Source organism: Flavobacterium sp. ST-158 (assembly GCF_058309975.1).
The window spans coordinates 15,399-41,279 of sequence record NZ_JBZEEN010000009.1 but is presented as its reverse complement, the minus strand read 5'-3'; the positions used below and the strand labels follow the sequence as shown (position 1 = coordinate 41,279).

At 31.9% G+C, this 25,881-nt stretch carries 25 protein-coding genes and 1 tRNA gene; 15 read left to right on the top strand and 11 right to left on the bottom strand.

Going from position 1 to position 25,881, the window contains the following annotated elements; genetic code table 11:
- Positions 1–21 precede the first annotated feature (21 nt).
- From AC4FRF_RS13720 to AC4FRF_RS13690, 7 genes are all read left to right on the top strand, one after another.
- Entirely contained in the window at positions 22–420 is a 399-nt protein-coding gene (locus tag AC4FRF_RS13720) for a GxxExxY protein (protein ID WP_491160164.1), read from the top strand.
- 63 nt (positions 421–483) lie between these two features.
- Positions 484–816, top strand: a complete 333-nt coding sequence (locus tag AC4FRF_RS13715) for a translation initiation factor (protein ID WP_491160162.1) — start codon at positions 484–486, stop codon at positions 814–816.
- Between the two features lie 71 nt (positions 817–887).
- A complete protein-coding gene (locus AC4FRF_RS13710; protein WP_491160160.1) occupies positions 888–1,760 on the top strand; it encodes a nucleoside phosphorylase in 873 nt (290 codons plus the stop codon).
- Positions 1,757–2,137, top strand: a complete 381-nt coding sequence (locus AC4FRF_RS13705; protein ID WP_491160158.1) for a VOC family protein — start codon at positions 1,757–1,759, stop codon at positions 2,135–2,137. The genes AC4FRF_RS13710 and AC4FRF_RS13705 overlap by 4 nt, the downstream gene beginning before the upstream one ends.
- On the top strand, positions 2,134–2,661 hold the full coding sequence (locus AC4FRF_RS13700; RefSeq protein ID WP_491160156.1) for a GNAT family N-acetyltransferase: 528 nt from the start codon (positions 2,134–2,136) through the stop codon (positions 2,659–2,661). The genes AC4FRF_RS13705 and AC4FRF_RS13700 overlap by 4 nt, the downstream gene beginning before the upstream one ends.
- The gene (locus AC4FRF_RS13695; protein ID WP_491160154.1) at positions 2,658–3,509 is read left to right on the top strand and encodes a substrate-binding domain-containing protein; all 852 of its coding nucleotides are present in this window, start codon (positions 2,658–2,660) and stop codon (positions 3,507–3,509) included. Before AC4FRF_RS13700 ends, AC4FRF_RS13695 begins: the two co-directional genes overlap by 4 nt.
- 20 nt (positions 3,510–3,529) lie before the next feature.
- Positions 3,530–4,462 carry a transglutaminase-like domain-containing protein gene (locus AC4FRF_RS13690; RefSeq protein WP_491160152.1) on the top strand — a complete coding sequence of 311 codons (933 nt, stop codon included), beginning with the start codon at positions 3,530–3,532 and terminating at the stop codon, positions 4,460–4,462.
- 2 nt (positions 4,463–4,464) lie between these two features.
- Here AC4FRF_RS13690 and AC4FRF_RS13685 read toward each other — a convergent pair whose 3' ends face one another.
- Together AC4FRF_RS13685 and lepB are read right to left on the bottom strand one after the other, a co-directional pair.
- Positions 4,465–5,478, bottom strand: a complete 1,014-nt coding sequence (locus AC4FRF_RS13685; protein ID WP_491160150.1) for an LLM class flavin-dependent oxidoreductase — start codon at positions 5,476–5,478, stop codon at positions 4,465–4,467.
- Positions 5,479–5,722: 244 nt separating this feature from the next.
- Entirely contained in the window at positions 5,723–7,333 is a 1,611-nt protein-coding gene (gene lepB, locus AC4FRF_RS13680; protein WP_491160148.1) for a signal peptidase I, read from the bottom strand.
- 700 nt (positions 7,334–8,033) lie between these two features.
- Between lepB and AC4FRF_RS13675 the strand changes: the two genes are divergently transcribed.
- The gene (locus AC4FRF_RS13675; RefSeq protein ID WP_491160147.1) at positions 8,034–9,167 is read left to right on the top strand and encodes an NADH-dependent flavin oxidoreductase; all 1,134 of its coding nucleotides are present in this window, start codon (positions 8,034–8,036) and stop codon (positions 9,165–9,167) included.
- A gap of 178 nt (positions 9,168–9,345) precedes the next feature.
- Positions 9,346–10,242 (top strand): helix-turn-helix domain-containing protein, encoded by an 897-nt coding sequence (locus tag AC4FRF_RS13670; protein ID WP_491160145.1) that lies wholly within the window; start codon positions 9,346–9,348, stop codon positions 10,240–10,242.
- A gap of 191 nt (positions 10,243–10,433) precedes the next feature.
- On the opposite strand, the gene AC4FRF_RS13665 is transcribed toward AC4FRF_RS13670, so the two are convergent.
- A tRNA-Val gene (locus tag AC4FRF_RS13665) sits at positions 10,434–10,511 on the bottom strand.
- A 208-nt stretch (positions 10,512–10,719) separates the two neighbouring features.
- Here AC4FRF_RS13665 and AC4FRF_RS13660 point away from each other — a divergent pair.
- Both AC4FRF_RS13660 and AC4FRF_RS13655 read left to right on the top strand, forming a co-directional pair.
- Positions 10,720–12,507, top strand: a complete 1,788-nt coding sequence (locus AC4FRF_RS13660; RefSeq protein WP_491160143.1) for an ABC transporter ATP-binding protein — start codon at positions 10,720–10,722, stop codon at positions 12,505–12,507.
- A 22-nt stretch (positions 12,508–12,529) separates the two neighbouring features.
- Complete coding sequence (locus AC4FRF_RS13655) at positions 12,530–13,060, top strand: Imm27 family immunity protein (RefSeq protein ID WP_491160141.1); 531 nt, start codon at positions 12,530–12,532, stop codon at positions 13,058–13,060.
- A 79-nt stretch (positions 13,061–13,139) separates the two neighbouring features.
- Here the strand turns inward: AC4FRF_RS13655 and ettA are convergent, their stop codons facing one another.
- From ettA to holA, 4 genes are all read right to left on the bottom strand, one after another.
- On the bottom strand, positions 13,140–14,831 hold the full coding sequence (gene ettA / locus AC4FRF_RS13650; RefSeq protein WP_491160139.1) for an energy-dependent translational throttle protein EttA: 1,692 nt from the start codon (positions 14,829–14,831) through the stop codon (positions 13,140–13,142).
- A gap of 63 nt (positions 14,832–14,894) precedes the next feature.
- Positions 14,895–15,284, bottom strand: coding sequence for a four helix bundle protein (locus AC4FRF_RS13645; protein ID WP_491160137.1), 390 nt, complete (start codon positions 15,282–15,284; stop codon positions 14,895–14,897).
- Between the two features lie 35 nt (positions 15,285–15,319).
- Positions 15,320–15,502 carry a CAL67264 family membrane protein gene (locus AC4FRF_RS13640; protein WP_491160135.1) on the bottom strand — a complete coding sequence of 61 codons (183 nt, stop codon included), beginning with the start codon at positions 15,500–15,502 and terminating at the stop codon, positions 15,320–15,322.
- A 58-nt stretch (positions 15,503–15,560) separates the two neighbouring features.
- Positions 15,561–16,565 carry a DNA polymerase III subunit delta gene (gene holA / locus AC4FRF_RS13635; protein ID WP_491160133.1) on the bottom strand — a complete coding sequence of 335 codons (1,005 nt, stop codon included), beginning with the start codon at positions 16,563–16,565 and terminating at the stop codon, positions 15,561–15,563.
- Positions 16,566–16,643: 78 nt separating this feature from the next.
- On the opposite strand from holA, the gene AC4FRF_RS13630 reads away from it, so the two are divergent.
- From AC4FRF_RS13630 to AC4FRF_RS13620, 3 genes are all read left to right on the top strand, one after another.
- Positions 16,644–17,087, top strand: coding sequence for a type I restriction enzyme HsdR N-terminal domain-containing protein (locus tag AC4FRF_RS13630; RefSeq protein ID WP_491160131.1), 444 nt, complete (start codon positions 16,644–16,646; stop codon positions 17,085–17,087).
- Positions 17,088–17,105: 18 nt separating this feature from the next.
- Positions 17,106–18,095 carry a glycosyltransferase family 2 protein gene (locus AC4FRF_RS13625; protein ID WP_491160129.1) on the top strand — a complete coding sequence of 330 codons (990 nt, stop codon included), beginning with the start codon at positions 17,106–17,108 and terminating at the stop codon, positions 18,093–18,095.
- A 75-nt stretch (positions 18,096–18,170) separates the two neighbouring features.
- Complete coding sequence (locus tag AC4FRF_RS13620) at positions 18,171–19,001, top strand: OmpA/MotB family protein (RefSeq protein ID WP_491160127.1); 831 nt, start codon at positions 18,171–18,173, stop codon at positions 18,999–19,001.
- Positions 19,002–19,098: 97 nt separating this feature from the next.
- Here the strand turns inward: AC4FRF_RS13620 and AC4FRF_RS13615 are convergent, their stop codons facing one another.
- Positions 19,099–19,719, bottom strand: coding sequence for an L-threonylcarbamoyladenylate synthase (locus AC4FRF_RS13615; RefSeq protein ID WP_491160125.1), 621 nt, complete (start codon positions 19,717–19,719; stop codon positions 19,099–19,101).
- Positions 19,720–19,817: 98 nt separating this feature from the next.
- Positions 19,818–22,151: an ATP-dependent helicase gene (locus tag AC4FRF_RS13610; RefSeq protein WP_491160123.1), complete on the bottom strand. Its 2,334-nt coding sequence runs from the start codon at positions 22,149–22,151 to the stop codon at positions 19,818–19,820.
- Positions 22,152–22,386: 235 nt separating this feature from the next.
- Here AC4FRF_RS13610 and AC4FRF_RS13605 point away from each other — a divergent pair, with 235 nt between their 5' ends.
- Positions 22,387–22,908 (top strand): DUF7935 family protein, encoded by a 522-nt coding sequence (locus AC4FRF_RS13605; protein ID WP_491160121.1) that lies wholly within the window; start codon positions 22,387–22,389, stop codon positions 22,906–22,908.
- A 1-nt stretch (position 22,909) separates the two neighbouring features.
- Here AC4FRF_RS13605 and AC4FRF_RS13600 read toward each other — a convergent pair whose 3' ends face one another.
- A complete protein-coding gene (locus tag AC4FRF_RS13600; protein WP_491160120.1) occupies positions 22,910–23,809 on the bottom strand; it encodes a patatin-like phospholipase family protein in 900 nt (299 codons plus the stop codon).
- Between the two features lie 7 nt (positions 23,810–23,816).
- Positions 23,817–25,877 carry a M1 family metallopeptidase gene (locus AC4FRF_RS13595; RefSeq protein WP_491160118.1) on the bottom strand — a complete coding sequence of 687 codons (2,061 nt, stop codon included), beginning with the start codon at positions 25,875–25,877 and terminating at the stop codon, positions 23,817–23,819.
- Positions 25,878–25,881: the final 4 nt, after the last annotated feature.

Sequence of the window (25,881 nt, the reverse complement as noted above, 5' to 3'; positions counted from 1 at the left end):
AAAACTTCTAAAATAATTTGTATGAAGGTATTTCCGCATCAAGAGTTGACAAAATCTATAATTGGAATTTATTATGATGTTTATAATGAACTTGGATATGGTTTTTTAGAGAAAGTATATCATAATGCAATGATCTTAGAATTGAAAGCAAGAGGATTTGAAATTGAAAACCAAAAAAAATTAAATGTTTTTTATAAAACGGAAATTGTTGGAGAATATATACCTGACATCATTGTAAATCAATCTGTAATTATAGAACTTAAATGTGTTGAACATATGATTGATTCACATGAATGCCAACTTTTAAATTACTTAAAAGCTACAGATTGCGAAGTAGGTCTATTATTAAATTTCGGAAAATACCCTCAATTTATTCGAAAAATATTTACGAATGAATTTAAAAAACACAATAAAAAATAAAGAAAACAATTTAATTAATCTTTAAAATTTCTTAAATCTGCGTTCCAAAAAAAATAAAAAAAAATGGATTTACAAGACCAATTAAAAAACCTATTCCCTGATCATGTTCCTATTAATGAACCTGATGAAGTGGACAATACACCACACGAATTATTCGTTCAAAAAGAACCAATGATTTGTAAGTTTGAAAAACGAAAAGGAAAAGCAACCACCATCATAGAAGGTTATGAAGGCGATGACGAGGATTTTAAAATTCTTGCCAAAGAAATCAAAACCAAACTTAGTGTTGGCGGAACTTTTAAAGAGGGTGCTATTATCATTCAGGGCGATTATCGTGATAAAATCATGAAAATTTTACAAGAAAAAGGATTTAAAACCAAGCGTGTTGGAGGATAAAAGATTTTAAATATTTGATTTCAGATATTAGAAAAAAACTTAGTAAGCCAAAACCACAGTAATTTACAAAAATGATAGCAGCATCCGAATTGATTCTGAATCCAGATGGCAGTATTTATCATCTAAATCTAAAACCCGAAAATATTGCCCATGATATTATTTTTGTTGGCGATCAGGATCGGGTTGAAAAAGTAACCGCTTTTTTTGACTCTATTGAATTTACTACTCAAAAAAGAGAGTTTAAAACCCAAACTGGAATTTACAAAGGCAAAAGAATCAGTGTTATTTCTACAGGAATTGGTCCTGATAATATTGATATAGTGCTAAACGAACTGGATGCTTTAGTCAATATTGATTTTAAAACTCGAAAAATTAAAGAAGAACTAACATCACTAAATATTGTCCGTATTGGCACTTCTGGTTCATTGCAAAGTTCCATTTCTGTGGATAGTTTTGTCATGAGTCAGTTTGCAATTGGTTTAGATAATATGCTTCGCTCCTACTGTATTGATTCCGTTTCGAATAAAGAAATAGAAAAAGCTTTCTTAGAACAAACCGATTGGGATTTGCAAAAAGGAAAACCTTATGTGGTTAGTTCAAGTAACACTTTAGGTAAAGTGTTTGATTCTAATGTAATACACAAAGGTTTTACAGCAACTGCTGGAGGATTTTATGGTCCGCAAGGCAGAATATTACGTTTAGATATTCAGGACAAAAAACTAAATCAAAAAATGGATCAATTTGAGTACAACGGGATTAAAATTACTAATCTTGAAATGGAAACCGCTGCTATTTATGGACTTTCGGCTCTTTTGGGACATCAGGCCATTTCATTAAATGCTATAATTGCAAACCGTACTAATGGAACTTTTAGCGAAAATCCATATAAAATAATTGATGAATTAATAACTTATACTTTAGAAAAAATAATTAAAAATAAATGATTTGTAGAATAGCTAGGCATACTGATAATTTAGAAATCATTAAAATATTTTATGTTGATATTTTAGGTTTAGCGCTTTTAGGAAATTTTGAAAATCATGATGGCTACGATGGTATTTTCATTGGAAATATAGATTCTGATTGGCATTTAGAATTCACAAAATCTAAAGAAAAAGCAAAACATGTATTTGATGATGATGACCTTTTAGTTTTTTATCCTAAAACAAAGTACGAATACAATCTATTAATTGACAAACTTTTAAAGAACGATATTCCGACAATTACTGCTAAAAATAATTATTGGAATAATAATGGCAAAATGTATCTGGATCCTGATGGCTTCAGAATTGTTATATCACATTTAAGAATAAAAAAATGAATTTAACTATAGAAACTGAACGACTAATTCTTAGAGAACTACTTTCTTCAGATGATGAAGGAATGTTTCATTTAGATTCAAATCCTAATGTTCATCAGTTTCTAGGCAATAATCCTGTGCTTTCAATTGAAGAAAGCAGACTATACATTGATAGTATCCGAAATCAATACCTTGAAAATGGAATTGGTCGTTATGCAGTAATTATGAAAGAAACAAATGATTTTATGGGTTGGTGTGGAATTAAATACATCACGGAACCCGAAAATGGTCATGTTAATTTTTATGAAATAGGCTATCGTTTTATTGAAGAATATTGGGGAAAAGGATATGGTTATGAGTCTGCTAAAGCATGGTTAGATTATGCATTCAATACTATGAAAATTCAAACAATATATGCTTCGGCAAATATTGAAAATTATGGTTCTCGTAAGATTCTTGAAAAAATAGGAATGCAACAAAAAAACGAATACAATTGGAATGGAATACCATGTATTTGGTATGAATTAGAAAACAAAACAATATGAAAATAATAAAAATAGCTGGAGTACCTGAACATTTTAATCTACCTTGGCATTTAGCCATTGAAAACAAAGAATTTGAAGCCGAAAATATCGATTTACAATGGACCGATGTTCCAGAAGGAACTGGAAAAATGTGTCAGATGTTACGTGATGGAGAAACAGATATTGCCGTAATCTTAACCGAGGGAATTGTAAAAGACATTGTTGCTGGAAATCCATGCAAAATTGTACAGGTATATGTGGAATCACCTTTAATTTGGGGAATTCATGTGGCTGCACAGTCTAATTATACTACTTTAGCAGATATTGAAAATACTAAAGTAGCTATTTCCCGATTGGGGTCGGGTTCTCAATTAATGGCATATGTAAATGCAAATAACCAAGGTTGGGAAAGCAATAATCTGCAATTTGAAATCGTAAATACTATAGATGGAGCTGTAAAAGCACTAACCGAAGGTACTGCCGATTATTTTATGTGGGAACGTTTTATGACAAAACCTTTAGTAGATAAAGGTATCTTTAGAAAAATAGCCGACTGCCCTACTCCCTGGCCTTGTTTTGTAATAGCTGTTCGCCAAGAAATTCTAGAAAAAGCCCCAGGAACGATTCAGAAAATTTTAGACACTATTAATGCTAAAACTGTTTCGTTTAAAACTATTCCAAAAATTGATGTTGTTTTAGCCGATAAATACCATCAAAAAATAAATGACATTCAGGAATGGCTTTCTCTTACCGAATGGTCTCAAAAGCAATTATCAAAAGAAATGTTAAACAATATTCAAAATCAGTTATTAGAACTAAAAATTATTGATAAAATAGGTACTTTTGATGAAATAGTTAAAACAGTTTAGTTTTTCCTTTTTTGCTTCGCATGATAAATTTTAAAAATTTTACTTTTCAAAACATAAAACAAAAACTTCAGGTCAAGAAGCCTTGGGATGATGTGATTATTTTTGTCTTAAATGTTTTGATTAGTATTCCCACATTTATCATTGCACATCAAAATTTAGTGGAAATAAACTGGCCGTTTAATCTGGATCGTTTTTTATTATTTGTTTTTATTTTAGTTGGAATTCAATTAATACTTAGACTATTAAGAACCATCATTATTATATGTATGGTTCTTTATATTTTTATCTTGTTGTACGGAACTGTATTTGGTAACTATGGTTTTGAAAGTGTTTATGAGGATTATGATTCTATGATTTACACTATGTCCGACAATCCACATCCGCAGGATATAATTATTTCAAAATTATTACCCTTTCCAAATAAATCTAAAATTCTAAACGCAATAGAATACCAAAATCCCAAGGTTCGCAATTTTGCAGTAATGGCCGTCAATAAGAATTTTAAAAATGTAAAAGGCTATTCAGATTACCGAACTATTATTCAGTGTTTTGCCGTTTTTAAAGAAATCAACAGTCGTTGGAATTATGTAAGCGATCCTAAAGACGGTGATTATATTGCTACAGCAAGTGAATCTTTGCAATATTTATCTGGAGATTGTGACGATCATTCAATCTTAATGGCAGCCTGTGTGCGTGCTATTGGTGGGACTCCCAGATTAATTCATACTAAAGGACATATTTATCCTGAAATACTAATTGGAAATATGAATGACTTAGAAACAGTCAATTTTTTAATTAAAAACAAACTGTTTGTCAAAGAAAGTTATGGCAAACAATTGCATTATCATATTGACGAACGCAATCAGGTTTGGTTAAATTTAGATTACACTGCCAAATATCCCGGAGGACCATTTATGTCAGAAGAAATACTTGGGGCTTTAACACTCAATTAAAACTATTTTTCTTTATTTAATTTTAATTGTCCTAAAATTTCAAAGGAATGCAATCTAGCCTCATGTTCATAAATGGCACTTGAAACCATTAATTCGTCAATTTGAGCAAATTCAATAAAACGATTTAAATCATTTTCAATTTTTTCTGGACCACCAATAAAAGTATATTGAGTCATTTGCTGTAAGGCAGCTTCCTCCATTGGGTCTCTGAAATCATCTTCGGGTTTTATGGCTGGTTTTAATTGTTCACGTTTACCGGTTATAATACCCCAAAATAATCGCTTAAATGAAGTTGCTAACTTCTGAGCTTCATAATCCGTATCCGCAGCAATTACATTAACACAGGCAATCACATAAGGAGCTTTTAATTGTTCCGAAGGTTTAAAATTATTTCTATAAATAGTCAAAGCTTTGTAGAGCTGAGCCGGAGCAAAATGACTGGCAAAAGCATAAGGTAAGCCCATAGAAGCTGCTAAATAAGCGCTATCAGTACTGGAACCTAAAATCCAAATAGGGATATCCAAGCCTTCTCCTGGAATAGCTCGCACCTTTCCGTTTTTATTTCCCTCTGATAAATACAGTTGCAATTCTTCAACATTTGCAGGGAATTCCATAGCAGCATGTTCGTCTCTTTTTAAAGCTGCTGCTGTAAATTGATCAGTCCCAGGAGCGCGTCCTAAACCCAAATCAATTCGATTAGGAAAAAGAGTGGCCAAGGTTCCAAATTGTTCTGCCACTACTAAGGGAGCATGATTGGGAAGCATAATTCCCCCAGAACCTACTCGAATGGTTGAAGTCCCTGAAGCAATGTGACCAATAAGTACTACGGTTGCGCTACTGGCAACTCCTTGCATGTTGTGATGTTCGGCTAACCAAAATCGGTTATAGCCCCATTTTTCGGCTTTTTGAGCCAAATCCAAACTATTTTTAAAAGTATCTGAGGGATTTCCTCCATCTCTAACTATTGCTAAGTCCAGAACGGAAATTTTTATTTGGGAAAGGGTATTTGTATCCATGAAAGTATAATCATATTTGTATATACAAAGGTAAGAATTGCAAAATAGATTCTAGGATAAGAAATGCTAATTGAAAGTTAATAAAATTGAATAAAAAAACTCCTTAAGAAATTAAAGCGTTTTCTAGTTCTTACAGCACTATTTACGAATTATTTTTAATCAGATTTGAAGAACAACACATCCAATCAATACTAGATATTTTATCAAATTTAACTCTATATATTAAAATCTAAAAAGTTTCTATTTAACTATTCTTTCTTACTTTCTTCACTACATTTTTACCTATGATATAAATAGCTATTAATCCCAAAAAATGCAATAAATAAGATTTAGGTTCACTGTTACCATTTACTACAGAGAAAATGCGATTCCATCTTACTTTCTTTATTCCACTAGCATCCTTATTCCAACTAAACCATATAAAAACAGGCTTTCCAACTATGTGGTCAAATGGAACGTATCCCCAATATCTTGCATCTAATGAATTTTGACGGTTATCTCCCATCATCCAATAATAATCTTGCTTAAAAGTATAACTAGTACTTATTTTTCCATTTATCAAAATCTCATCTCCAATAACTTTTAAACTGTTGTTCTCATATTCTTGTATAATTCGTTTGTAAAAAGGAAGTGATTTTATGTCTAATTGAATAGTTTTGCCTTTTTTAGGTATATAAATAGGTCCAAAATTGTCAATATTCCACCCTAAAGAAGCAATATGAGGAAATACATCGCCATCCATCCCTTTTGGAGTAATATATTTGGTTACACCTTTAACAACTGGATTATTTGCTATTGCTGCAGCTTCTTTTTCTGTTAAGGTTAATAAATACTCTCCGTTATTTGTTTGCACAAAATTTCCACTTCCATCCTTTAAACCTTCAGTAGCTCCATACAAGTTTACAAGAGCACTTTGATCCATTTTGACTCCTTGAGTATTAATAAAAAAGTTATATTGAGGTTTGGCACTTTCTGGCATTTTACTCAAATTTCCATTGATATAAATGTTTCCATCTCTTATTTCAAAAATATCTCCAGGAATTCCGACACAGCGTTTTACTAAATTTGTTTTCTTATCAATTGGTTTGTAATAATTTCTATCTGGATTAAAATTATCCATATCACGCAACGTATCAGCAGGTTGATTAAATACAACAATTTCATTGCGTTTAATAGTTTCAATTGATGGAAATCTGAAATAAGGCAATTGAAATTTATTCAATATTGAAGTTCCCTTTTTTGTCACATCATCATTAAACACATAAGATTTCATGTTTAAAAAAGGAATTGAATCATGAACCATTGGTAATGCAATTGTTGTCATGGGCGTTCTTGCTCCAAAATTAATTTTGCTTACAAATAAAAAATCACCAATTAGCAACGACTTTTCTAATGATGAAGACGGAATTGTAAAAGGTTGGATAACATAGGTATGCACCAATATTGCAACAATAATAGCAAATAAAAGAGCGCTTATGGTGTCTCCCGTTTTAGTTTTGGGCTGTAGATCTCTATTCTCAATATAAGTAAGTTTTTCGGAGGTATAATTTAAAAAAGCAACATAAATCCCTAATGAAAGTAAGACCAATACTGTGTCCCTAGTCGAGTTTTTACCAAAACTTCTAATAATTTCTACCCAAACTACAGGAATTACTATTAGATTAATAATGGGAATAAAAAGTAATAAAACCCACCAGCGAGGACGATTTATAATTTTCATTAAAATCACTAAATTATAAATGGGTATGAAAGATTCAATAGGATTTCGTCCTGCTTTTAAATAAAGCTTCCAAGTAAATAATCCATGAACTATTTGCAAAATTAAAATAAAAATGAGCCATTCTGATACATTCATGTTCGCGATTATATATAGGTTAATGAATATTTTACAAGATTATTAATTTTAAAAAGCGATTTAAACATTAATAAAATACTATCTAAAAAAGCAAAAAAAACTTGATTTAAATAAAAACAAGAAAAAAATACTTGTTCATTAAAAATATTATTTGTGGCTAAGATAATACAAAAACTAAAAGACTTGTAGCTTATAATATGCCATTCTAAGTTAAAGTTTTGTTTAATTTTTTTGTTTTTTCCAACTTTTGAACCTGATCCGAAAAAAGCAACTTAATCTAAGCTCTCTATAAGGATGATATATTTTTAACCACTTGGATTTAAAATTTTTAACATTAAATTTTCAAACCATAAAAAAAACTCTAAAATCAATGACTTTATAGGTTTTAATATTTTGTAGCCGATACGTAACTGTTTTCAAACCATTTTATCTAGGAACTAAAAAAAAAAAATGGATCATACTAAATAGAATAGCATGTAATTCTTTAAAAGTATCAATATTAAATAAACAAATAACAGTTTTTTTTTGAAATAATAACCAATCAAAAATATCGGAATACGATTTTAAATTAGGTTATGAAAAGAGCATGTTAAGGCCACATTCCGCAATTTGTATCGCATCTACCGACTTTTGTATATCTTGCAAAATAATTGAATGTCTCAACTTTGCATCATCATTTAATAACATAAAATTTAAAATAATGAGCGAGACAACAGATACAAAACAATTATTTCAAACTTTTACATTTAAAAAAGGAATCAAAATTAAAAACAGGATTGCAATGGCGCCAATGACCACCTGGGCTAGTAATGATGATTATACTATATCAGATGATGAAATAAAACATTATGAAGCCCGAAGCGGAAACGTTGGATTAGTGATAACCGGTTGTACCAGAGTAATGGCAAACGGAATTGGATTTAACAATGAATATGCCTCCTATGATGACTCTTTTATGCCAAGCCTTAAAAAATTGGCTACTGCAGCAAAAAAAGGTGGGGCAGCTGCAGTACTTCAAATTTATCACGCTGGAAACAAAGCGGTTTTAGATCTTATTCCTGATGGTATCCCTGTTAGTGCAAGTCCCGTAGCATTAGCACCTTCGATGTTTTATGCAGGAGGAGTTGTATCACGTGAACTTACACATGAAGAAATTCTGAACATGATAAAGGCTTTTGGCGAAACTACTCACAGAGCTATAAAGGCAGGTTTTGACGGAGTAGAGTTACACGGAGCTCACGGATTTCTATTGCAAAATTTCTTTTCACCTTATTATAACCAACGAACAGATTATTGGGGCGGATCGGCCGAAAAACGAATGAATTTTGCTGTAGAAGTGATCAAGGAAATTCAGGATGTCATTAAAAAGCATGCAGACAGGCCGTTTATGATAGGTTTCAGAATATCACCAGAAGAACCTGAAAGTTATAAAGTGAATGATATTTTTCCATTGATTGATAAATTAATCGACTGCGAAATTGATTATCTTCACGTCTCACTTGCTAATTTACTTTCGCAAAAGTCGGTAGATGATCAAAATGGCGATACTCCTATTTTAAAATTAGTACTCGATCACGTTCATCATAGAGTTCCTGTAGTTGCTGCTGGAGGTATCAAACAGTTCAATGAAGCAATAGAAGCACTGGAAATGGGATTGTCATTGGTAGCTATTGGACACGGACTTATCATTAATCCGAATTGGGTAAAACTTGCGTCTAATGAAGAAAAGGCAGAAGAAGTTTTAAGTATGTCTAAGGCAGATGAACTTGCAATACCTAAAAAATTGCAGGAATTCATTCAAGTAGCAACAGGTTTTTTTCAGGTAACGGATTAGCTTTACTGTTTAAAATTGTGGAATTTTATCAGAGTGAAATAAAAAAAATAACCAAAATTATTGAGACAAAATATATGGAATACCTGTGTAAAAATGATTGAAAAATAGATTGCTGTAAACTTTTGGTTATTTTTTGAATGTAGATAATATTTGGATAAATAAATTAAATAAAGATCGGATGAAACATTATAAAACAATAAGTGAACTCTTAAAATCAAACGGATTTCCTCCACCTGAAAATCCGCTTCTGGGTCTACTGACTTTTGAAGAGTCAGAAAAATGTACTTTTATCGAGAGAGAATTTACGATGGCGTTTTATACGATTGCCTTAACAAAATTAAAATCAGGGACATTTCAATATGGCAGAACAAAGTACGACCACGACAATGGGTCACTTGCTTTTCTAAAACCACATCAGAAAATAGTAATGAATAATGTAGAAACAAGCGAAAAAGGATTTCTATTATATATTCACGAAGATTTTTTAGTGAACCATAACCTTCATTCTGAAATAAGTAAGTATGGCTATTTTGATTACGAAGTGAATGAAGCTTTACATCTGTCGCCAAAGGAAGAAGCCATTCTATGGGATTTATTCAACAAGATAAAAGTGGAATATTACAGCAATCAAGATGAGTACAGCAAAGATATCATACTTGCTCATATAGATTCTTTCTTAAAATATGCTCAGCGATTTTACAAACGTCAATTCCTGAATAGAACCGTATTATCTGGTACTATAATCACGAAATTTACAGAGATATTGAAACACTATTTTGAAAACGGAGGTCTCCAAAAAAGTGGCTTGCCCTCTGTGAAATATATGGCTGCCAAGCTATCATTGTCTCCAAAATATTTAAGTGATGTATTAAAACAAGAAACCGGTAAAACAGCGCTGGAGCACATTCACATTGCATTAGTTATCGAAGCAAAAAATATTTTGATGAATACTGACAAAACCGTATCTGAAACTGCTTATGAATTAGGTTTTGAAAATCCACCTTACTTTTCAAGACTTTTTAAGAAAGAAGTAGGTATTACACCTACCGAATATAGAGAACAATTTTTAAATTAAGTATTTCTGTGTAACGAGAAAAGATTATCATTAACTACTTCTTAGAAAGATTTGAATTTTTCACTTACACATCTCGAATCAAATTTTCCAATAAACACCTGATTTTATAGGAATCTTTGATATTTAATTTAGATTCATCAAACCATAAAAAAAACCTCTAAAATCAATGACTTTAGAGGTTTATTAAATTTTGGTGGGCGATGAGGGGTTCGAACCCCCGACCCCCTCGGTGTAAACGAGGTGCTCTGAACCAGCTGAGCTAATCGCCCTATTTTATTTTGCTTTCATTACCTGATTGCGAGTGCAAATATACAGCTAGATTTTATATTTGCAAGCAAAAATTGAAAATAAATTAATAAAAAAACAAAGCAATATTCTTTAGGGTTCAATTACAGTCTTTTAAGTATTTATAGTCTTGTCATATTTTTTTGCTCTTACTCTCTTATAATAGTACATTTGCAATCTAAATTAGAAAAAATGGGAAGATTCAAAGAGAATGATTTACCAAAATCAAAAATAACGGCCAGTTCACTGAATAAAGCAAAAATTATTTTCAAATATGCCGGCAACAATAGCTGGAAGTTTTATGTAGGTTTACTGTTTTTATTACTAACCAGTGTAACTGCTTTAGCTTTTCCAAAATTCATGGGGATGTTAGTAGACTGTGTGAATAAAAAAGATGCTGATTTAGCCAATAAAATTGCCTTAGGTTTGGGATTGGTATTAATATTACAATCGGTTTTTTCATTTTTCAGATTGTCTTTGTTTGTCAACTTTACCGAAAATACGCTGGCTAATGTACGATTGGCTTTATATACTAATTTAGTCAAACTGCCGATGTCCTTCTTTTCTCAAAAGCGTGTGGGCGAACTAAACAGTAGAATTAGCAATGACATTACCCAAATCCAAGATACACTGACCACCACCATTGCTGAATTTCTTCGACAGTTTATATTGATTATTGGAAGTTTTGTTATGTTGGCCAGTATTAATATCAAATTGACCATTATGATGGTTTCTATTGTTCCGTTAGTGGGAGTCGCTGCAGTACTTTTTGGTCGTTTTATTCGAAAATATTCTAAAAAAGTACAGGATCAGGTTGCCGAAAGTCAGGTGGTAGTTGAAGAAACCATGCAGGGAATTAGTATCGTTAAAGCTTTTGCTAACGAATGGTATGAAATTGCACGTTATAAAGATAGAATAAGAGAAGTTGTCAAAATCGCTATTAAAGGCGGGCAATTAAGAGGGTACTTTGCTTCATTTATCATCATTTGTTTGTTTGGAACTATTGTAGCAGTTGTTTGGTACGGAGTACAATTGAGTATTGCAGGCGAAATTACCGTTGGAGAACTTTTTACCTTTATTTTATACTCCAGTTATGTAGGTGCTTCTTCGGGTGGAATTGCAGAATTATACGCTCAGGTTCAAAAAGCAATTGGTGCAACCGAACGTGTATTTGAATTATTGGACGAAAAACCAGAAGAAATCAATGCAGTTGCCCATATTCCTAATATTGAAAAAATCAAAGGAAATGTGAGCTTTAAAAATGTAGCTTTTAGTTATCCTTCCAGAAAGGAAATTCAGGTTTTGAAAGACGTGAATTTCACAGCTGGTTCCGGACAAAAAATTGCCGTTGTAGGGCCTAGTGGTGCAGGAAAATCGACTATAGCTTCTTTATTATTGCGTTTTTATGATATTGACAAGGGAAGCATACTTATCGACGATAAAAACATTTATGATTATGACCTGGAAAATCTTCGTGGCAATATGAGTATTGTTCCTCAGGATGTAATTTTGTTTGGTGGTACAATCAAAGAAAACATTGCTTACGGAAAACCTAATGCAACGGATAAAGAAATTATTTTAGCAGCCAAACAAGCCAATGCTTTGAATTTTATCGAAAGCTTTCCTGAAAAAATGGAAACTATTGTGGGAGAAAGAGGGATTAAACTTTCCGGAGGTCAAAGGCAGCGTATTGCAATTGCTCGTGCCCTACTGAAAAACCCAAGTATTTTAATTTTGGACGAAGCTACTTCTTCGTTAGATAGTGAAAGTGAAAAGCTGGTTCAGGAAGCTTTGGAGATTTTGATGCAGGGAAGAACCAGTATTATTATTGCTCACAGGCTTTCAACCATTCGTTCAGCTGACCAAATCCTAGTAATTGATAATGGAGTGATTAGTGAACAAGGAACACACACAGAACTGATAGCTTTAGAAAACGGAATTTATAAAAATCTAAGCAATCTGCAGTTTAGTAATTCGTAAAAATAGTGATATTTCTAAAAACATGAGTCTTAGAAAATTATACTCCAATAACAATTTAATTACCAACTTTTTAAAGGAATTAACAAAAGTTGAGATATTAGAAAATGGTTGGTCGACTAAATATTTTGATACTAAAACTGGAAAATATTGGTTGAAATCTCAAGTTAATTCTGAATACCATACAGGAGGAAACAGCATTTTAATTCAACTTCCTGAACCTTCTACAGATGAATTAATAGAGATTGTTCTTTCATCTATAAATGAAGATGAAGTAATTGCTGCTTCTCTAAAACTTCGCGACAATGAACAATATCATGAAGTCGATTATAGACAAAAATTATTAAACAAATTAAACGAAATTAAACTTTACGATCTTCCCTACAACGAAAAACAACGATTAATCAATATAATAGAATATAGTGAACTTGACAGTGAAATAAATCGAAGAGAAATATTAAACAAACATTTTAAGGAAGTTCAAAAAGATGCAAACTATTTTAGAACAATCGCACAACAAGCAGATGTAATATTGAGAAAATTAGATAAAAAATAGTTTTAATACTTGATGATATATAAAAAAAGGGATGACTTTTAAAATCATCCCTTTTTTATATCCATTAAATTCAGATTCATTATCTGATTAATTTTTTGTATTTCAAACGTTTTGGAGTTAAGTCACCACCAAGGCGTTTCTTTTTATTTTCTTCATATTCAGAGAAACCTCCTTCAAAATAATACACTTCTGAATCTCCTTCGAAAGCTAAAATATGTGTACAAATACGGTCTAAGAACCATCTGTCGTGCGAAATAACTACAGCACAACCAGCGAATTTTTCTAAACCTTCTTCTAATGCACGAAGTGTGTTTACATCCAAATCATTCGTTGGCTCATCTAGAAGCAATACGTTTCCTTCTTCTTTCAAAGTCATTGCCAAGTGCAAACGGTTACGTTCTCCACCAGAAAGCATCGATACTTTCTTGTTTTGTTCACCACCACCAAAGTTAAAACGAGATAAATAAGCACGAGAGTTTACTTGCTTTCCACCCATCATAATCAATTCCTGACCATCAGCAAAATTCTCCCAAATTGATTTGTTAGGATCAATATTAGAATGTGATTGGTCTACGTAGGCAATTTTTACTGTTTCACCAACAGAAAATGAACCACTATCTGTTTGTTGTTCACCCATAATCATTTTGAAAATAGTTGATTTACCAGCACCATTAGGCCCAATAATACCCACAATTCCAGCTTGTGGCAAAGTAAAATTCAAATTATCATACAACAATTTATCACCAAAAGCCTTCGCTACATTTTTAGCTTCAATAACATTGGTTCCCAATCTTGGACCATTTGGAATATAAATTTCTAGTTTTTCATCTAGTTCTTTTTGGTCTTCATTCAATAATTTATCGTAGTTCTGCAAACGCGCTTTTTGTTTGGTTTGACGCCCTTTAGCTCCTTGACGAACCCAATCCAACTCTCTCTCTAAGTTCTTTCTGCGTTTAGAAGCTACTTTTTCTTCAAGAGCCATACGGCTTGATTTTTGGTCTAACCAAGAAGAATAATTCCCTTTCCATGGAATACCTTCTCCTCTATCCAATTCTAAAATCCAGCCAGCAACATTGTCTAAGAAGTATCTATCGTGCGTAACTGCAATTACAGTTCCTGAATATTGTGCTAAATGTTGTTCCAACCAAAGTACTGATTCCGCATCCAAGTGGTTGGTAGGCTCATCTAATAACAATACATCCGGTTGTTGCAATAACAAACGACATAAAGCCACACGACGACGCTCTCCTCCTGAAAGGTTTTTAATAGGTGTATCGCCGTCAGGAGTACGCAAGGCATCCATAGCAATTTCTAACTTAGTATCAATTTCCCAAGCTCCTAAAGCATCAATTTTATCTTGTAATAAAGCTTGACGCTCCATTAACTTATCCATTTTGTCTGGGTCAGAATAGTTTTCTTCAAGACCAAATAAATCGTTAATTTTATTGTATTCTTCTAGAACTTGCATCGTTTCAGCAGCTCCTTCTTGAACAATTTCTAGAACCGTTTTAGAATCATCTAAAATAGGTTCTTGCTCTAAATAACCTACTGTGTAACCTGGTTGAAAAACAACATCTCCCTGATAGTTTTTATCAACACCTGCAATAATTTTTAAAAGTGAAGATTTACCAGAACCATTTAAACCTAAAATACCAATTTTAGCTCCGTAAAAGAAACTCAAATAAATATTTTTAAGCACTGGTTTATCTGCTCCTTGATAGGTTTTACTCAATTTTTGCATTGAGAATATTACTTTCTTATCGTCTGACATAATTTAACGTTTATTGTTTTTTGTTAGTTGTTTATAGTTTGTCCGGTACAAACTCCTCTTTTATTATTTAAATTTTAATCCTTTGATTTCACAATTATTCAAATAGTTCATCATTGAACCTATTTTATTTTTTTCAATTTCAATCATTTCATTTAGTTTAAAATGTTGTTCTGCTGAAATTAGTTTTTTATCAAAAGCTCTATAAGATTGTGATTTTGTTTCACCTGCAGAACCTTTTGCTATACTTAAAAATTGAATAAATTCTCTATTACCATTTCTTTCAAATCCTTCAGCTATGTTGTCCATAATAGAACCTGAACTTCTATCAATTTGGTCTTTCAGCGAAAAGTTTGATTTTAAATTTGTGGTCTGAATTAATAATTCAACGTATTGGCAAATTTCTCTTGCTTTTTGCCAAATCTCTAATTCTTCAAATTTTGATATTGTTGCCATAACTACAAACAATTAACTTCAAACCAAAAACTTTTTCATACTCTACCTTTAAGCGAACTAAAAACCCAAGCAATAGCAAAGAAACCTATGCCAACCGCTGCAAATCCTATTCCTGAAACATCACTATATTTAAATATCCCAAGACCTATTAATATGAGTCCCATTACAATCATTATAAACGTAGCCCATCCTAAGATGGTATTCTTATTCATTCCCATTAGTTTTGTGGTATTTTTGTTTCGTTTTTAGAACTGCAAATATCTAAAATTAAAATGGCTAATTAAAAATATGATAAAGCATTTCTTTTAACAAATCGGCATTTGATAAAGCATTAGCTCCTACTCCTTTACTTTTTACATCAATTTCTCGTAAAGAAGCTACAATTTGACTTACTTTTCGCATAGGGTAATTGCGTATTGCTAAATCGTATTCCTTTAAGAAAAAAGGATTTACACCTAAAACAGAAGCTACATTTTTAGGGTTTTTATCCTTTAATCCGTGGTATTTCAATAACTGAACGAAGAATCCAAAAACCAAACTAGTAGTAACTACCATTGGATTATCTTTAGGGTTGTTAGCAAAATTTTCAGCAATAGTATAAGCTCTTAATTGGTTGCGTTCTCCAATGGCTTTTCGCAATTCAAAAACATTGAAATCTTTGCTAAAACCTATATTTTCTTCAATGTCTTTTGGAGAAATAGTACTTCCTTTAGGTAATATAATTTGAAGTTTTTCTAATTCATTGTTTATTTTACTCAAATCAGTTCCTAAAAATTCTACTAACATGGCCGAAGCTTTAGGTTCAATAGCATATTTTTTTCCAGCTAAAACACGTTTGATCCAATCGCCTACTTGATTTTCATACAATTTTTTACTTTCGTAAATCACGCCTGATTTAGCAATGTTCTTGGTCACTTTTTTTCTTTTGTCTAAAGTTTTATACTTATAACAAAGAACTAAAACTGTAGATGTCATAGGGTTATCAGCGTAAGCTTCTAATTTATCAATAGTTTTAGTCAAATCCTGTGCTTCTTTCACTATAACAACCTGACGTTCGGCCATCATAGGATAACGTTTGGCCGTTGAAACAATATCATCTACAGTAACATCTCTACCATACATCACCGTTTGGTTGAATCCTTTTTCATCTTCCGACAAAACATTTTCTTCTATATAATCCGAAAGCTTATCTATATAATAAGGTTCTTCGCCCATCAAAAAATAAATGGGTTTAATATTTCCACTTTTTATATCGTTTACAATTTTTATGACTTCGTCCATTTTTAGATTTCAGATTTTAGAAGGCAGATTTCAGATTTGAAACCTACTATCTTTAAACTTATTTTATATTTTTGCGACATGCAAAAACTCAATTTTCCTTCTTATTCTTTTCGTTTCAAAAATAGCGAAAATAAAGTGGCTATTTTTGATGAAATCAGGAAAAAATTCATCATTCTTACTCCCGAAGAATGGGTTCGTCAGCATGTGGTACGTTTTTTATTGGAAGAAAAGAAATATCCTAAATCTTTAATTAATGTCGAAAAAGTGCTGTTTGTAAACGGATTAAGAAAGAGATATGATGTGGTAGTCTTTAATTCTGATGGTTCTATTAATATTTTGGTCGAATGCAAAGCACCCGAAGTCAAAATTACCCAAGGAACTTTTGACCAAATTGCCCGTTATAATATGACAATGAAATCGGATTTTTTAATGGTTAGCAATGGATTGAATCATTATTTTTGTCAAATGGATTATGAGAATGAAAAATATGAATTTCAACCTGAACTTCCTGATTACAATTAAAAAAAACAAAAAGATACTTTGAAAAAAATAGCCGTTGTTATCCTTAATTGGAACGGAGTAAAATTACTAGAACAATTTTTACCTTCCATCATACAATTTTCTCCTGAAGCTACTATATATGTTGCGGATAATGCTTCAACGGATACCTCTATTTTATTTGTTGAGCAACATTTTCCGACTGTGAAAATTGTAAAAAACACAGGAAATCACGGATTTGCTAAAGGCTATAACGAAGCCCTACAGCACATTGATACCGAAATTTACGCTTTAGTCAATTCAGATATTGAAGTGACAGAAAATTGGTTAACACCTATTTTAGAAATGTTTGAAAATGACCCTAAAACAGCTATTATACAACCTAAAATTTTAGATTTCAAAAACAAATCCTATTTTGAGTACGCTGGTGCAGCTGGTGGTTTTATAGATAAATATGGTTATCCGTATTGCCGAGGACGTATTTTTGAAACTATAGAAAAAGATAACGGACAATACAACGATGTTTGTGAAATCAGTTGGGCTTCGGGTGCTTGTTTTTTTATCCGAAGTAAAGTGTATCACGAATTAAAAGGATTTGATGATGATTTTTTTGCACATCAAGAAGAAATTGACCTATGTTGGCGTGCAAAAAACAGCCAACACAACATTAAATACAATCCAAATTCGGTGGTTTACCATGTAGGTGGTGCTACATTAAAACAGAGTAATCCCAAAAAAACCTATTTGAATTTCAGAAATTCTCTGTTAATGTTAGTTAAAAATTTACCCAAAGAGAGTTTATATTCAGTTTTATTTATTCGCATGCTTTTAGATGGAATTGCTGCGATTCATTTCATTTTTCAAGGAAAATTCAGTCATTGCTTTGCTATTTTAAGAGCTCATTTTGATTTTTATAGCTTATTTTCAAAAACTTACAAAAAAAGAGCACTTTTTCAATCAAAAAAATACTATACTATTAAAAGTATCGTTATTAGTTATTATATAAACAATGGCAAGATCTTTGTGAAATGAAATTAACATTAATTTATATTTAATTTTTAAACATTAAAAGCTAAATTTGTAAAAACTCAAAAACTATTATAATTTATGAAAAAAGTTGTTATCGCCCTTTCGGTACTCGCTCTTTTAACTTCTTGTGTATCTAAAAAGAAATATGCAGACTTAGAAGCAAGAAATAAAGAAACTCAAGATTTATTAAACACTGCGACAGTAAAATTGAATTCATGTCTTGAAGAAAAAGCAGGTCTTGCTGCAAGAGTTGAAGGTTTGAAAGAACACAATCAAACTTTGATTTCTCAATCTAAAGATATGACTGTTCTAACAACAAAAGGTGCTGAAAACATTGAAAAAGCCTTAGAATCTATCAAAGAAAAAGATTTAAAAATCTCTAGAATGCAGGATGCTTTAACTAAGAAAGACAGTGTTACTCTTGCTGTTGTTACTAGTTTAAAAAGCGTAGTGGGATTGAACGATCCAGACATCGAAATCAATGTTGAAAAAGGAGTGGTTTATATCTCTATTTCTGACAAAATGTTATTCAAAACTGGAAGCTATAATGTGTCTGACAGAGCTAAAAGCGTGTTAGCTAAAGTTGCTAAAGTGGTAAATGACAAACCTGATTTTGAGTGTATGGTTGAAGGACATACTGACAACGTTCCTTACATTGGAAATGGAATTTTATTAGACAACTGGGATTTAAGTGTGAAACGTTCTACTTCTATCATCCGTGTATTAACAAATGAATTAGGAGTTAAACCAGAACAATTAATCGCTGCAGGTAGAAGTTCTTATGTTCCTTTAGTACCAAATACTTCTGCTGAAAACAGAGCTAAAAACAGAAGAACTCGTATTCTTGTGTTACCTAAAATTGACCAATTCTATGATATGGTTGAAAAAGAAATGAAAAATCAAAAATAAATCTGATTTAGATTTTTATTGTACTAAAAACGTCCCGAGAAATTCGGGACGTTTTTTTTTATGTTTTATATTTACTAAATAAAGTTTGGATTTTTTTCTATAGAATATCCAAATCTCCTTTTCCTTCACGAATTACTTCTGGCTCATGTCCTGATAAATCAATAATGGTTGAAGCTACGTTATCTCCATAACCACCATCAATAACCATATCCACTAAGTTTTGCCATTTTTCAAAAATCAATTCCGGATCAGTAGTATATTCAACTACATCATCTTCATCACGAATAGAGGTTGTTACAATTGGATTCCCTAACATTTTTACAATTTCTAAAGTAATATTGTTTTTAGGCACACGAATACCAACAGTAGTCTTCTTTTTGAACTCTTTTGGCAAATTGTTGTTTCCTGGCAAAATAAAAGTATAAGGTCCAGGTAAAGCTCTTTTTAAAATTTTAAAAGTTGATGTGTCAATTTGTTTGACATAATCCGAAAGATTACTCAAATCATGACAAACGAACGAGAATTTAGCTTTATCCAATTTCACTCCTTTAATTTTTGCAATACGCTCTAAGGCTCTGGAATTGGTAATATCACAACCTAAACCATAAACAGTATCAGTAGGATAAATAACTAATCCCCCACTTTTTAAAACTTTAACCACTTTAGCAATCGCTGCTTCAGAAGGTTTGTCTTCGTATATTTTAATGAATTCTGCCATGTGTTTTAATTTTATTACTTAGAATACTATTAAAGTTAAGAAAATCAATTAATAAATCAGCTATCTTCTGATTTCTAATTGTTTTTATGTACTATTTCTTAGCCTATCACATCTAACTTAGCAAATCTTAGCAAAAGCTTTTTGATTCCACCTACTTCAAACTTAATTTCAGCCTTTTTATCGGCACCAACTCCCTCTAAATTCAATACCTGACCGCGACCAAAACGTTCGTGCATAACTATGTTTCCAGTCGTTAATTTATTATCAAATAAATTTGCTGCTGCCGAAGGCGCGTTAGACGAAACTGGCTTTAGTTTTCGAATTTGTGCTTCTGGTTTAGGTTGATTATCGGTAATGTATTTAGGAGGTGTTCCATTAGATGGTTTGGCTAAACGCAATTTAGACTTGTCTACATCGCCAAAAACATCTTTATCAATCATCGGTTTAAAACGATAATTAGTTTCTGCTGGAGTTAGGTATTCTAAAAATTGACCATCAATTTCTTCAATAAAACGCGAAGGTTCGCTATCTGTTAATTTTCCCCAGCGATAACGAGATTGTGCATAGGTTAGATACGCTTGATGTTCGGCTCTTGTTAAAGCCACATAAAACAAACGACGTTCTTCTTCTAACTCCGAACGCGTACTCATACTCATAGCTGACGGAAACAAATCTTCTTCCATACCTACTACAAAAACATGTGGAAATTCCAAACCTTTAGCTAAGTGAATAGTCATCAAAGCCACACGATCTTCATCACTAGTATCTTTGTCTAAATCAGTAGCCAAAGCCACATCTTCCATAAATTCAGCCAAAGAACCACGAGCGCCATCAATTTCTTTTTGACCTTCGGTAAAATCTTTAATCCCGTTTAAAAGTTCTTCAATATTCTGAATTTTAGCCATTCCTTCAGGTGTGGCATCTTTTTTCAATTCTTGAACTAATCCTGTTTTTTTAGAAACATGATCCGTAATAAAAAAAGCATCTTGATTTTCGTTGATCACCTGAAAACTTTGAATCATCGTTACAAAATCATTCAATTTTTGTTTGGTTCCTGAATTCAACTTCAAGTCAATGCGATCTATATTTTGCATTACTTCAAAAATAGATCTTTTGTAATGATTGGCCGCAACGGTCAATTTTTCTACAGTAGTATCCCCTATTCCTCGTGCTGGATAATTGATAACACGCATTAAGGCTTCTTCGTCTTTTGGATTAATTACCAATCGTAGATAGCACAAAACGTCTTTTATTTCTTTTCTTTGATAAAAAGACAAACCTCCATAAATGCGATACGGAATATCTCTTTTTCTAAGCGCATCTTCCATAGCACGTGATTGTGCATTGGTACGATACAAAATTGCAAATTGACCATTAGTCAATTGGTTTTGCATTTTTTGTTCAAAAATGGTACTGGCCACAAAACGACCTTCTTCGGCATCCGTTAAACTGCGATGCACTTTTATCTTTGGGCCAAATTCATTAGCAGTCCAAACTACTTTGTCTAATTTGGTTTTATTGTGCTCCATAACCGTATTAGCAGCTTCCACAATATTTCGAGTCGAACGATAATTTTGTTCCAAACGATAGGTATTTACTCCTTGGTAATCTTTTTGAAAGTTTAAGATGTTATTGATGTTGGCGCCTCGGAAAGCATAAATACTTTGTGCATCATCACCTACTACACAAATATTCTGAAATTTATCTGATAAAGCACGTACAATCAAATATTGGGAGTGATTGGTATCTTGATACTCATCCACCAAAATATAACGGAAACGATTTTGGTATTTAGCTAAAACCTCTGGAAAACGCGTTAATAATTCATTGGTTTTCAACAACAAATCATCAAAATCCATCGCCCCCGACTTAAAACAACGGTCTACATAAGCCTGATAGATTTCACCCATACGAGGTCTTTTAGACATCGCATCCGCTTCCTGCAAATCAGGATCATTAAAATAAGCTTTTACTGTAATTAAACTGTTCTTGAAAGTAGAAATCCGACTTAAAATTTGTTTAGGCTTATAAATATCTCTATCCAATTGCATCTCCTTAATAATCCCAGAAATTGCGCGTAACGAATCTTGAGAATCATAAATAGTGAAGTTAGAAGGATAACCTAATTTATCGGCTTCTGAACGTAAAATTTTAGCAAAAATAGAGTGAAAAGTTCCCATCCAAAGGTTTTTAGCTTCGCTAGCCCCTACAATATCAGCAATACGATTTTTCATCTCACGCGCCGCTTTATTGGTAAACGTAAGTGACAAAATGTTAAATGCATCAATTCCCTGATGCATCAAATAGGCAATTCTTATGGTTAACACACGTGTTTTTCCCGAACCTGCTCCAGCAATAATTATCATTGGACCATCTTTTTGTAATACGGGTTGACGTTGTGCTTCGTTAAGTTGCGAAATATATTTCTCCATTGCTATTTATCTATTTATGCAAAAATAAGTATTTAAGAATTAATTATCGAATACAATTCTTGATTATAAATTCGCTATCTATTTCACAAAGATTAGCAAAATCAGTACAGCGATGTGCTAAGGTTTTAAACTAAAAATTTAAATTTTTCTTTGGGAATCTTTGTCTATTCTCTATGCTAATCTTTGTGTAATAATTCTAAAAGTATATTTTTGTTTTCAAATTATTTATCTCAAAATGGATTCAACAAAAATCATCGAAATAATAGCTTATACTCTTCCTTCATTAATAACAGGCGGAGTTGCCTATTTTTTATTTAAAGCTCACTTTAAAAATCAACAAAACACTAGACGTTGGTTGATTCAAAAAGACAATCAAAAAATAGCTTTACCATTACGACTACAAGCTTATGAAAGAATGGCTTTGTTTATGGAGCGTATTCATCCATCGCAATTAATGGTGCGTGTTAATCCAATTTCTAATGATAAAAAGGATTATGAAAACTTTATCATTGCCCATATTGAACAGGAATTTGAACACAATATTGCGCAACAAATTTACATTTCAGATCAATGTTGGGCGATTATTTTAACCGCTAAAAATGCAACAGTACAAATGATTCGTTCAGCTGCTAAAAGCGATAAAGTACATAATGCTGATGAATTAAGAACAGTAGTAATCACTGAATTATTAGAAAAAAATTCACCTAGTAGTGCTGCATTAGCTTTTATTAAAAATGAGGTAGCTCAATTGTGGTAACTTATTTTACAACTTCAGTAGTTTCACTTTTTTTCTTGGCATACTGAAAACCTTCTTCCCACCATTGAGTCATTTTGACTTTGTTAAAAATCAAAGCATTATTAGTTAAATCAATCGGAGTATAATACAAATTGAGTTTTACATTATTATAAGTCGCAGCAAGCGTTCCTATCAAAATATCGTGTTTCTCAATTTGGTCTAATTCTATTTGGAATAAATCAATCAATAATGAAAATGGATTTTTACCAATAGCCACTCTAGGAGTAGATTTTTCTGTTTCTAAAATAACTACATCCACTTCGGTAGCGCCTCTATTAATGGCTTCTTGAATAGGTACCAAGCTAGAAAAACCACCATCGGCATAATCACAACCTTTTATATTTACAATACTCATAAAGGGTATGTAATTACTGGATATCCAAGTCCAATCACAAAATTCATCATAGGTACAGTCTTTTATAGACTTGTATTCCGCTTGATTATTAGTAAGATTAGTAACCGTAACTACTACATCAGTATCTAAAGCTTTCAATTGATTGAATTCTTCAATGGATAAATTCTTTTTAATATAAGAACGTAATTTTTTGCTTTCGCCAAATGTTCTTTTTCCTTTAAAAAACTGAAGTAAAACATTAAAATGATTGATGCTCACCATATCAATCCCCTTCTTTTTTTTTACTACAAACGGGTTGATATTAAAAATCTTACTCATATCTACATTAGTATAGATACGATGAATTTTATCAATATTTCCTAAAGCTAAATGAGGAATCAGTAAACTTCCGGTAGAGGTTCCAATAAACAAATCGTATTTTATTTTTTTGTTTTCCAATAAAAACTGGGCTACACCTCCTGCAAATGCTCCCTTGCTTCCTCCTCCGGAAATAACCAATGCTCTCATAAATAATTTAATTTAATAATCGATTCAATTGAAACTGTTCTTGCTCACTCAAATTTGGCAAAATTCGAATAAATGAATCTTTATAATCTTGATTTTTTAATAAGGTTCGTATAGTGTCTCTTCCAAATTTAGAAAATTGCCACATATGATGTGTAGTAGCTTTTACTAAATTCACTAAAACGCTGTCATTAATTATCTTAAAACCAATCAATTTTTCTAAGGCATTTTGTCTAATGGTAGCCTCATATTTATCCGAAGAATACCCTATTAACTCTTCTATAATAGCTTCTTTGTTAGAAATATACTCCGGTGTCATTAAAACCAATGACAGCCATAAAGTTCTAAGATTATAATCATTAAAACCCATCCATTTTTTTGATTTTTCTAAATATTCCAAACGATGCTTGGGAAAATTACGCCACAAATAGAGCAAGGCGATTTCCTGTGTTTGGTATGAATCATCATCCAAAAGACTTTCGTAATCGATTCTAAACTCTTCGGGAATTTTAGGTAATGAATAAGTTACAGCCTGACGAACTTGAATATTTTTGGTTTCTAAAGCTAATGCTAAAAACGTTTTTTTTGCTTCAAATGTTTCATTACGAAGTTGGCTAACAACCATTTCTTTAGCTGCATAAAAAGCATCTGACATTAAAATCATTTTAAAGAAACCTTCTTTTTGCGCCAAAGGTTTCTGTTTGATTTTATCCAATTCCAACATAATCTTAGTTATCTTATTTTTAACTAATAATGCATTGATTTTTTGCGTATTAATTATAGTTGACTCAAGCCATTCTTTAGAAAACAAGGCGGTGTCAAAATCACTGACTTTTCGAACTTCAGCTAAAAAATCATCAGTCGATACCGTTTTAAAAGCATATTTCTTTACATATTTTTTTATTAGTTTTTTAAATGCTCTATCTCCTATTTGTTGATGCAAGGCAAATAAAGCCCAGGCTCCTTTTTGGTAGTAACTCAAAGAACTTGCTTTTTCATTCAAAATAGGAATTGTATCCGTTCTAGAAGCGTATTTAATTTGCTGAATAGATTCATACATTTGAGCATAAAAATAATCTTCTCCATAAATTTCTTTCTCTGCTAATAAAGCATAATAAGTTGCAAAACCTTCTTGCAACCAATGATGTTTTCCACTTGTGGCAGTAATTAAATCACCAAACCATTGATGTGCCAATTCATGGGCATCCACATTGGTATAATTACGGTCAACAAAACCAATAGAATCCACTACATAGCGAGTTGCAAATAAAGTAGCCGATGTATTTTCCATTCCTGCATACAAGAAATCTCGAACTGGAACTTGTTTATATATTTGCCAAGGGTATTTAACACCTATTTCTTTTTCCAAAAAATCAAAAACACGTTTAGAATAACGATACGTAGGTTCAAAACAAGCCTTGTCTTTGTTTTCTAAATACAACTCCAGCGGAATTTTACTTTTAGAATATTGTGTTTGTTTTTCAAACTTCCCAATAGCAAGCATTAACAAATATGAACTCATAGGTTTCTCCATTTGATACTGCCAAACAATATTGTTTCCGTTATTCATTTGTTGCTTTAATACACCATTTGCAATAACTTGATAATCTTTATTAAATTCAATTTCCAAATTAAAAATCACTTTTTCATTCACGTCATCAAAACTCGGAAACCAATTGCTGGTATATTTGCCTTGACCTTGTGTCCAAATTTGCAAATCTCCCGTTTTTTCTGAACCTAAAAAATATAAAGCTTGTTTGGGTGTTGCCTGATATTCAAAACTAATTTGGTTTTTCCCTTTTTGAAACGGATAAACAATTAAAAGTTGCTTTCCAGAATTTAAGAATTGAATGGGGGCTAGATTTAATTTTACATTAGAAAAATTCATGTTTTGCGCATCAATTTTCAATGTATCGGTTGCTTGTAAAATTTCAAAAGAATAATTTACCGTACCGGAAATAGCTTTTTCTACAGAATTTAAGTTTAAATGCGCCGAAACAGCGGTAAAATCGACTTTTTTGTTTTGTTGGGCAAATACAAAAGTAGAGATAAAAAGAAAAAGATATTTCATTTAA